This is a genomic window from Pseudomonas sp. FSL R10-1350 (genome assembly GCF_009600525.1).
GTDB classification, from domain to species: Bacteria; Pseudomonadota; Gammaproteobacteria; order Pseudomonadales; family Pseudomonadaceae; genus Aquipseudomonas; species Aquipseudomonas helleri.
The window spans coordinates 1-8,052 of record NZ_WIVR01000109.1 but is presented as its reverse complement, the minus strand read 5'-3'; the positions used below and the strand labels follow the sequence as shown (position 1 = coordinate 8,052).

Here is an 8,052-nt window from a genome sequence, read left to right as displayed (position 1 = left end):
TAATATCAGGGAAAAAGCTACGTTAACTGTTCGCTATGTCTCCGAACAAAGTGTTCGCTATGTCCCCGGTCCATACAGGGAGAGGGCTAGGGTGAGGGTTGCTCTTAGACCAAGATCAAAAGATCGCGAGGCAAGCTCGCTCCTACACGGCGGGGAGTCAGATAAGTCTTCTTCTATATCTAGAAAACTCCTGCAAATCCTCCCCCGCTTGTTCCTGCCCACCTCGCGGAATAGTCTCGACGCTCGCCCTATTTATCGAGACCTCACATGACAAACAAAGCGGTTATCGTCTTCAGTGGCGGGCAAGACTCGACGACGTGTCTGTTACAGGCGCTGCCCCTGTATGACGAAGTGCACTGCATTACCTTTGACTACGGCCAGCGTCACCGCGCGGAAATTGACGTTGCACGGGTGCTTTCCAAGCAACTGGGCGCCACTAAACACACCGTTCTGGAAGCCTCTCTGCTCAATCAATTAACGGTCAGCAGCCTGACCCGCGAAGATATGGCCGTGCCCGACGCCTCAGCACCTGAAAACGGTTTGCCGAGTACCTTCGTGCCAGGGCGCAATATTGTGTTTCTCACTCTGGCGTCTATTTATGCCTACCAGGTGCAGGCCAAAACCGTGATTACCGGCGTGTGCGAAACAGACTTTTCAGGCTACCCGGACTGCCGCGACGCGTTCGTCAAATCACTGAACCAGGCCATCACCTTGGGCATGGCCTACGACGTGCGCATCGAAACGCCATTGATGTGGCTAAACAAAGCCGAAGTGTGGGCGCTGGCCGATGAATACCAACAATTGGCTGTGATTCGTGACCAAACCCTGACCTGCTACAACGGCATCCAGGGCGCAGGCTGCACTCACTGCGCCGCCTGCAGCTTGCGGGCAAAAGGGTTGGCCGAGTACTTGAGCGACACAGCAGGTGTTCGCCAACGCTTGCAGGCAAAGCTGCAAAAAGCCGCATAGCGCCTTGCACGTCAGCCACTATCAACACGCTGGGCGTGTTGATAGTCAGCGAATCATTGCCGGGCGACTACCTGCTCTCCACCGTCATGTATTTGTTTAACAGCGCCCTCATGCCATACGCCGGTAACACGTTAAAAAATGCAAAGCTCACTTTGATAAGAATCTGGATAACGATCATGTCAAGGATGACACTGGTTTCCATAACGCCATAAAACGCCAGAAAGCAAAAAAGAAAACTGTCAATAATGACCGCGATAAAGGTGCTCAGGAACACCCGGAGAAACAAGAACCTCGAATTCGTCAATTCTTTAATCTTGCACAGCAAGTAGGTATTGACGTACTCCGATACCAAAAATGAAATTAACGACGCGATCAGCACTGAAGACAGGTGACCAATCACCTGGTTATAGGGCGCATCCAGTTTCCAGTCAGACAGCCCTGGCAGGTAAGTCGTTACGCTGAGCATGGCAATAATGAGTGCATTACTCACAAAGGCAAAAAATATGGCCCTTCTTGCAAGCCTGAGGCCATAAGACTCGTTGAGTACATCCACAATAAGAAAGGTCAACGGGTATAAAAAAGCCCCCGGTGTTACCACAATGCCCGGCCACTCCAGAAAAATTGGTTTGGTGGCCGCAATACTGGTGAATATGTAGAGGGTAAATAACAGCAGGTTCAAAACAACATAGATCATCCATGAACGTTCGTGACGGTCTTTGAAGTCGTAGGCGGTCACAGAGCCCTCTTGCGAATAAAGCTTTTTATGAATTGTCTTGACCTCGGCCGGATTAAAATTATCCATTACCTCGCTGCTTATTAGCTCAGACAGTTTAACTTTGATAACTTTACCGGTTGCCACCACCATGACAATGACCCGGCTTTTATGATTATCGAAGCCGAGCAGTTTGTACCTGGAGTTATCCGCTTCGCACTTACAGGTCATTGAAGCGCTCCTCGACGATATACCCGATCACACATAGCCCACTCGATTCAACCGACTGACCGTCCACGATACTGAGCCGCAAAGTGCCCGTGTCGTATGCCAAGTGGTCGCCAACCTTGTTCACACAGCCCTTGTGAACGATCAAGACATCACCGGCCCCATAAGATGCATAACGTCGATATTCCAAAATAACAGCCACCATGTTATGAGCCGAACCGAAATAGTAAGTGAGTGGAAAACGCGTCACCAATTCACCAATTGGCTTATCAAGACAACTGATTAATTGCCCTTCTTTTAGAACAGGTACAGCCGCCGGATTCATGTTCCCTTCGATTGAAGCACTCCGCTCCAGCGTTTCTTTTTCTTCAAAATCTATTCGTTCTATTTCTTCGTAAGACACGCCAAAAAAATTAGATATCTTGCGCACAGTGGAGTGCTGAACATTAGATACCTTACCTTCTAAAATATTGTAGATCGTGGTTCGTGTCAGGCCACTGGCAACACACAGTGATACCTGACTTTCTCCGCGACTCTTGATCAAATAGCGAATATTACTTTTTAAATTTTTATTCTTTTCTTTTCGATGCATCTTGCCCCCTCACACTGTACACGCCGAGCCTACGACTTACCTTCAACGCTTGAGACGGACTCATAGTGCAAATGTTTCGCCCATAAAACCAGCAAGGAAAACAAGACAAAAAATTTCATCTCACACGCAGTCTTTTTATCACGAATGAACTATCCGCCTAGCATGTAGGCAACTTGCACAGCCATAGCGTTAAAAACACGGCGAATTATCTGCACATATTTTTATTATTGATTACTTGAGATTAACCATTACTTTGGACACGTGTTAACTTTTATGAAAAGCACGTTTAATACTTATTGCACGCAGAACTGACACTCACCCAATAGCCATCCTCCCTACGCTTGGGGTTTCCCGTGAAAAAAGCATCTCCGGCTTCAATCGACTTTGTGCCAGAAGGCTCTGCAATTGACACGCTTGTGCTGGACCGCGCAGCCGCTGATCGGGCACTCGATTTCTATCTGCCCGATACGTCAATGCTCGATGTATCACCATCAGCCATTACAACACTCAAGGACAGCGCCAACCTTCAAGCCGCCTTGAGCTGTGCGTCTGATTTGCTGCGTTGCGCAGCGCGATCGGCCAATGAAGTCAGCAATGCGCTAAACGGAGTACAACGTGAACACGCGTTACTGATCATCAACAGGGTCGAAAAAGCCAGACACTACATTGAAAATTCTCTGGCCGGGCTGACAGCTTCGTGGGAAATGATCCCGGGACAACCCGATTGGCAGGCAACTGAGTGACTGACAGGGGGCGCTGGTTCGCCCCCGGCAGGACACACGCAAGTTACATCGACACAAAAAAGAAGCTGACAATCAGCCCCATGCCGACAAACCAGACAATCGAGCGCAACAGCGCCCAGTCGGCCAGGTAGCAGATGATGTACAGCAGGCGGCTGGTGATGAATAGCACCGCCAGCACATCGATGGTCACTGGTTGGGCGTTGCCCACGATGTCGGCAATGATCACCGCCGCCGCAAAGGCCGGGGTCACTTCAAAGCTGTTGAGCTGCGCGTTGTGGGCGCGTTTGGCAGACCCTTCTAGGGTGGCGAGAAACGCGCGCGGGTCATGGTTTTGTCGGGGGCCGAACTTGCCTTGGCTGAACTTGGCAATGCCGGTACAGACGTACGGCAAACACAGGGCAATCAGTACACACCAGAAGGCAACGGTCATGGGACTTTCCTTTTTAGAGTTTCATCACGAGCATGCCGATCAGCACCCGTCCACAGGCTAAGAGCCTCGGGCGGCCAAAAGGTTCTTGGCGCTGCTGGCGCTCGCTTGGTTGTAACAGCACCCGTCTAAACTTCCAGCGATCTTTTGCGCGTTGCGTGGGTCCAAACAAACCACCGCCACCTGCACCAACGCCTACGCTTACCCCAGGGTGCGCCGGGTAAAGATGTGTCCCTGAGCGCTGCGATTACATCAAACACATAGTCCGACCCGTTCGGGCTTCCATTCACTCACGCCACCACAGGATCCCGGATGCTTGAGCTTGTTGCTGCGTTTATCTGCCTGACTTCACTACTCACGTATGTGAATTACCGTTTTATCGGCCTGCCGCCAACGATTGGCGTCATGGTTACCGCCCTTATGTTTTCGCTGCTGTTGCAGGGTTTGAGCTTTCTCGGCTATCCGGGGCTCGAAGACCGTGTGCAAGAGCTGATCGGCCAGATCGACTTCAGCGATTTGCTGATGAACTGGATGCTGTCGTTCTTGCTGTTTGCCGGTGCCTTGCACGTTAACTTCAATGACGTGCGCAGTTATCGCTGGCCCATTGGCCTGCTGGCCACCTTCGGTGTACTGATCGCGACCACGGTCATCGGCAGCCTCGCTTATTACATTTTCGAGCTGTTCGGCTGGCATATCAGCTTCCTGTATTGCTTGCTGTTTGGTGCGCTGATTTCCCCGACCGACCCGATCGCGGTACTCGGTGTGTTGCGTACGGCCAACGCGTCCAAGCCGCTGAAAACCACCATTGTGGGCGAGTCGTTGTTCAATGACGGCACTGCGGTCGTGGTGTTCACCGTGTTGCTCGGCATCGTGCAACTTGGCGAAACCCCGAGCCTCAGCGCGACCGCCATGCTGTTCGCCCACGAAGCCATTGGCGGCGTGGTGTTTGGTGGCCTGATCGGGTACCTGGTGTACCTGATGATCAAAAGCATCGAGCAGTATCAGATCGAGGTGATGCTGACCCTGGCGCTGGTGATCGGCGGCTCGGCCATGGCCAGTGAGCTGCACGTGTCTGCGCCGATTGCGATGGTGGTGGCCGGTTTGATCATCGGCAACCTGGGCCGCAACAAAGCCATGAACGACATGACCCGCCGCTACATGGACGGCTTTTGGGAACTGCTCGATGACATGCTCAACGCGCTGCTGTTTGCGTTGATCGGTATGGAACTGTTGCTGTTGCCATTCTCGTGGCTGCACTTGCTGGCGGCTGGCGTGCTGGCCCTGGCGATTCTGCTTTCGCGCCTGCTTACCGTGGCCCCGGCCATTGTGCTGCTGCGTCGCTGGCGCACCGTGCCGCGTGGCACCATCCGCATTCTCACCTGGGGTGGCCTGCGTGGCGGTGTATCGGTGGCCTTGGCCCTGGCGTTGCCGTTGGGCCCGGAGCGCGACTTGATCCTGAGTATCACCTACATCGTGGTGCTGTCTTCGATCCTGCTTCAAGGCCTGACCATCGGAAAACTGGTCAGCCACGTCACCAAAGATGCGCCAGCGCCTGCTGAATCCGAACGCGCGCATTAAGCCTCAACCCCCCCCGCTCTACCGACCCTGGCTGCGATTGTTGATCGCCAACAATCGCGGCCCGGCGCTCATTTCGTCCTGTTCCCGGCGTTTCCCGTCAGCTTGGCTACACTCCTTTCAAAATGTAAAAAAGTACGTCACGAAAGGAGAAAGTGATGAGTTCGTCTGCTGCCTATGCACCACCCCGGCGCCATCTCGGCGCTTACATCGTGATCATCACCGCGTTGATTGCTTTGTGTATCACTGCGTGGCGGTTCTTTACGCCGTTATCCGGGATAACCGATTCCGGTGGCGCGATGGTCGCCATGCTGGCCGAGTTTGTGCTGTTTATCCTGGGCCTGTTACTGATCAAGACAGAGGCTGGAGGGGCCAGGGCTTTCTTCCTGTTCCTGGCTTGGGTAGGTGTTATCGGGACGTTTTTTGCCGCCTTGTTGCTACATGGCTGGTGGACTGCCGCCGTGCTGGTTGTGTGCGCTGTAGGTGTCCTCATTGAAACGTTTGGCAGCAAGCCAACAAGGAGCGCGTGAGATGAGCACAATGAAAAAGAACCTTTTGGCAGCACCTGCCCTTTGTATGCTTGCGGGCATTTCTACAGCCCATGCAGACACGACCTACGTGGTTCCACCGCCTCTTCTGGCGCAGTCCAGCGTCTCTGCTGAGGACGCCAAGCTGCCGATTCCGACCGGTAAAGAATGGGACACCTTCCACGGCCAGCTCAGCTCGCAGAAGTACTCGCCGCTGACGCAAATCAACAAGGACAACGTCGGGCAGTTGAAGAAGGTCTGGCAGTATTTCACCGGGGACATGTCTGACGGCACCGGTAAAACCCCGGCCACCGTCTGGTCCGCCACGCCTATCTTCGCCAACGACACGCTGTACGTGGGCACACCGTTCTACCGCATCATTGCCCTTGAGCCCGAGACCGGCAAAGAGAAGTGGGTGTATGACACCAAGTCCGCATTGGTGGCCGAAACCCAGCCCGCGCTGAAGTCCCGTGGTGTGTCCTATTGGCAGGAAAAAGACCCGCAAGCGGGTGTTGCCTGTCAGAAGATGGTGTACCTGGGCAACATGACCGCACAGTTGTACGCCGTTGATGCTGACACCGGCAAACCGTGCGAAAACTTCGGTAAAAACGGTGTTGTAGACGTTAACCAGTGGAACAAGCAGAACAACAAATGGCCGTTGTCGCAGTTGCAACCGCCAACCGTGATCGGCGACAAGCTGATCGTGGGCTGGGCCGGTAAAGACTGGGAATACGAAGTCGAATCGCCAGGCTCGCTGTTTGCCCTCAACGCCCGCACTGGCGAGCTGGAATGGGAATTCAAGCCGATCCCTGAAGAGGAAGCCGGCAAAACCGGTACCGCCAACATCTGGACCGCCATGTCCTATGACCCGGCGCTGGGGTTGCTGTACATCCCTGTGTCTTCGCCGTCGCCCAACTACTGGGGTGGCAACCGCACCAACCCGATTCCGCTGGGCACCTCAACCACGGCGCTGGATATCAACACGGGTAAAGTCGTGTGGTCGCGTCAGTGGGTTCACCACGATATCTGGGACTACGACATCAACTCTGCGCCGACGCTGATGGACATCACCGTGAATGGCAAACCTGTAGCGGCGCTGGTACAAGCGACCAAAATGGGCTTCCTGTTCACCGTGGACCGTCGCACCGGTGAAGACGTGTGGCCGATTGAAGAACGTCCGGTGCCTAAAGGCGAGGCCAAGGGTGAAGTCTACTCACCGACCCAACCGTTCCCGACCAAGCCTGCACCGCTGCTGGATCAGTCAAAAAAACCGGCCATCTGGAAAATCGCTGACATTGTTGGCTTTGGCCAGTGCAGCAAGATGTGGGACGGCCTGGAATACAACGGCATGTACTCGCCGCCCGGCCTCAAAGGCAATGGCGTGCTGGCCTACCCGGACAGCGCCGGTGGTGTGCAGTGGGGTGGCGTAGCGTTCGACCCGGTCAGCCAGGTCGCCATCGTCAACACCTCGCACATCGTGCAGATGATCAAGCTGTGGGATCGCGAGGCCTACGACAAACAGCCTAAAGAATCCGGTAACGAAAACGGCTTCTACCCACAAATCGGCGCGCCTTACGGCATGTCGTTGGTCAACGCGCAGAACTGGGCCGGCATGCCGTGCTGGGCTCCGCCGTTCGGTGAACTGGTGGCGATCAACATGCAGACCGGTGACGTGAAATGGCGTCGTCCGATGGGGGCTGTTCAACAGTGGGGCTGGTACATGCCGCCAGACATGGGTTCGCCAACCATTGGTGGCCCGGCGGTGACAGCCGGTGGCGTGGTGTTCATTGGCGCCTCGATGGACGCCAAGGTACGCGCCTACGCACTGGATGACGGTAAAGAACTGTGGTCTGACATCGTCATGGCCCCTGCCGTCGCCAACCCTGCGGTGTACGAATACAAAGGCAAGCAATACGTGGCCTTTGTCGCAGGCGGCAACTCGATCATGAAAGATCAAGTCGGCGACCAAGTGGTGGTGTACGCGCTGCCGAAGTAAACGCGAAGCCCTCACAGGGTCTATGACCCTGTGAGGCACCTCGTAGCAGCTGTCGAGCCTGCGAGGCTGCGTCCGATTGCGAAGCGATCGTAAACCCACAAAACCCGATCTAACTGAAGAACCTCGATAACCCGTTTACGACGGCTGCGCCGCCGGACGTAGCCTCGCAAGGCTCGTCAACTGCTACGCGATTTAACCGAGAACCTCTCGTAGCAGCTGTCGAGCCTGCGAGGCTGCGTCCGATTGCGAAGCGATCGTAAACCCACAAAACCCGATCTAACTG

At 54.5% G+C, this 8,052-nt stretch carries 8 protein-coding genes; 5 read left to right on the top strand and 3 right to left on the bottom strand.

Annotation, left to right across the window (positions count from 1 at the left end; genetic code table 11):
* Positions 1-267 precede the first annotated feature (267 nt).
* On the top strand, positions 268-969 hold the full coding sequence (queC, locus tag GHO25_RS24815) for a 7-cyano-7-deazaguanine synthase QueC (protein ID WP_153393133.1): 702 nt from the start codon (positions 268-270) through the stop codon (positions 967-969).
* Positions 970-1,036: 67 nt separating this feature from the next.
* Here the strand turns inward: queC and GHO25_RS24810 are convergent, their stop codons facing one another.
* Together GHO25_RS24810 and GHO25_RS24805 are read right to left on the bottom strand one after the other, a co-directional pair.
* Positions 1,037-1,912 carry a queuosine precursor transporter gene (locus GHO25_RS24810; RefSeq protein ID WP_153393130.1) on the bottom strand — a complete coding sequence of 292 codons (876 nt, stop codon included), beginning with the start codon at positions 1,910-1,912 and terminating at the stop codon, positions 1,037-1,039.
* Entirely contained in the window at positions 1,902-2,501 is a 600-nt protein-coding gene (locus GHO25_RS24805; protein ID WP_048370877.1) for a helix-turn-helix transcriptional regulator, read from the bottom strand. Before GHO25_RS24805 ends, GHO25_RS24810 begins: the two co-directional genes overlap by 11 nt.
* Positions 2,502-2,854: 353 nt before the next feature.
* Here GHO25_RS24805 and GHO25_RS24800 point away from each other — a divergent pair, with 353 nt between their 5' ends.
* Complete coding sequence (locus GHO25_RS24800) at positions 2,855-3,244, top strand: hypothetical protein (RefSeq protein ID WP_082148744.1); 390 nt, start codon at positions 2,855-2,857, stop codon at positions 3,242-3,244.
* A 43-nt stretch (positions 3,245-3,287) separates the two neighbouring features.
* On the opposite strand, the gene GHO25_RS24795 is transcribed toward GHO25_RS24800, so the two are convergent.
* Positions 3,288-3,674 (bottom strand): MAPEG family protein, encoded by a 387-nt coding sequence (locus tag GHO25_RS24795; RefSeq protein WP_048370879.1) that lies wholly within the window; start codon positions 3,672-3,674, stop codon positions 3,288-3,290.
* Positions 3,675-3,983: 309 nt separating this feature from the next.
* Between GHO25_RS24795 and GHO25_RS24785 the strand changes: the two genes are divergently transcribed.
* The 3 genes from GHO25_RS24785 (at position 3,984) to GHO25_RS24775 (ending at position 7,769) form a co-directional block, all read left to right on the top strand.
* On the top strand, positions 3,984-5,249 hold the full coding sequence (locus GHO25_RS24785; protein WP_153393119.1) for a sodium:proton antiporter: 1,266 nt from the start codon (positions 3,984-3,986) through the stop codon (positions 5,247-5,249).
* 155 nt (positions 5,250-5,404) lie between these two features.
* Positions 5,405-5,776 carry a hypothetical protein gene (locus GHO25_RS24780; protein ID WP_048370882.1) on the top strand — a complete coding sequence of 124 codons (372 nt, stop codon included), beginning with the start codon at positions 5,405-5,407 and terminating at the stop codon, positions 5,774-5,776.
* 1 nt (position 5,777) lies between these two features.
* Positions 5,778-7,769, top strand: a complete 1,992-nt coding sequence (locus tag GHO25_RS24775; RefSeq protein WP_048370884.1) for a pyrroloquinoline quinone-dependent dehydrogenase — start codon at positions 5,778-5,780, stop codon at positions 7,767-7,769.
* Positions 7,770-8,052 lie beyond the last annotated feature (283 nt).

Excerpts from the sequence above, each read along its gene's own strand:
- queC (WP_153393133.1), top strand. The coding sequence starts at position 268 with ATGACAAACAAAGCGGTTATCGTCTTCAGTGGCGGGCAAGACTCGACG.
- GHO25_RS24810 (WP_153393130.1), bottom strand. The coding sequence starts at position 1,912 with ATGACCTGTAAGTGCGAAGCGGATAACTCCAGGTACAAACTGCTCGGC.
- GHO25_RS24805 (WP_048370877.1), bottom strand. The coding sequence starts at position 2,501 with ATGCATCGAAAAGAAAAGAATAAAAATTTAAAAAGTAATATTCGCTAT.
- GHO25_RS24795 (WP_048370879.1), bottom strand. The coding sequence starts at position 3,674 with ATGACCGTTGCCTTCTGGTGTGTACTGATTGCCCTGTGTTTGCCGTAC.
- GHO25_RS24785 (WP_153393119.1), top strand. The coding sequence starts at position 3,984 with ATGCTTGAGCTTGTTGCTGCGTTTATCTGCCTGACTTCACTACTCACG.
- GHO25_RS24780 (WP_048370882.1), top strand. The coding sequence starts at position 5,405 with ATGAGTTCGTCTGCTGCCTATGCACCACCCCGGCGCCATCTCGGCGCT.
- GHO25_RS24775 (WP_048370884.1), top strand. The coding sequence starts at position 5,778 with ATGAGCACAATGAAAAAGAACCTTTTGGCAGCACCTGCCCTTTGTATG.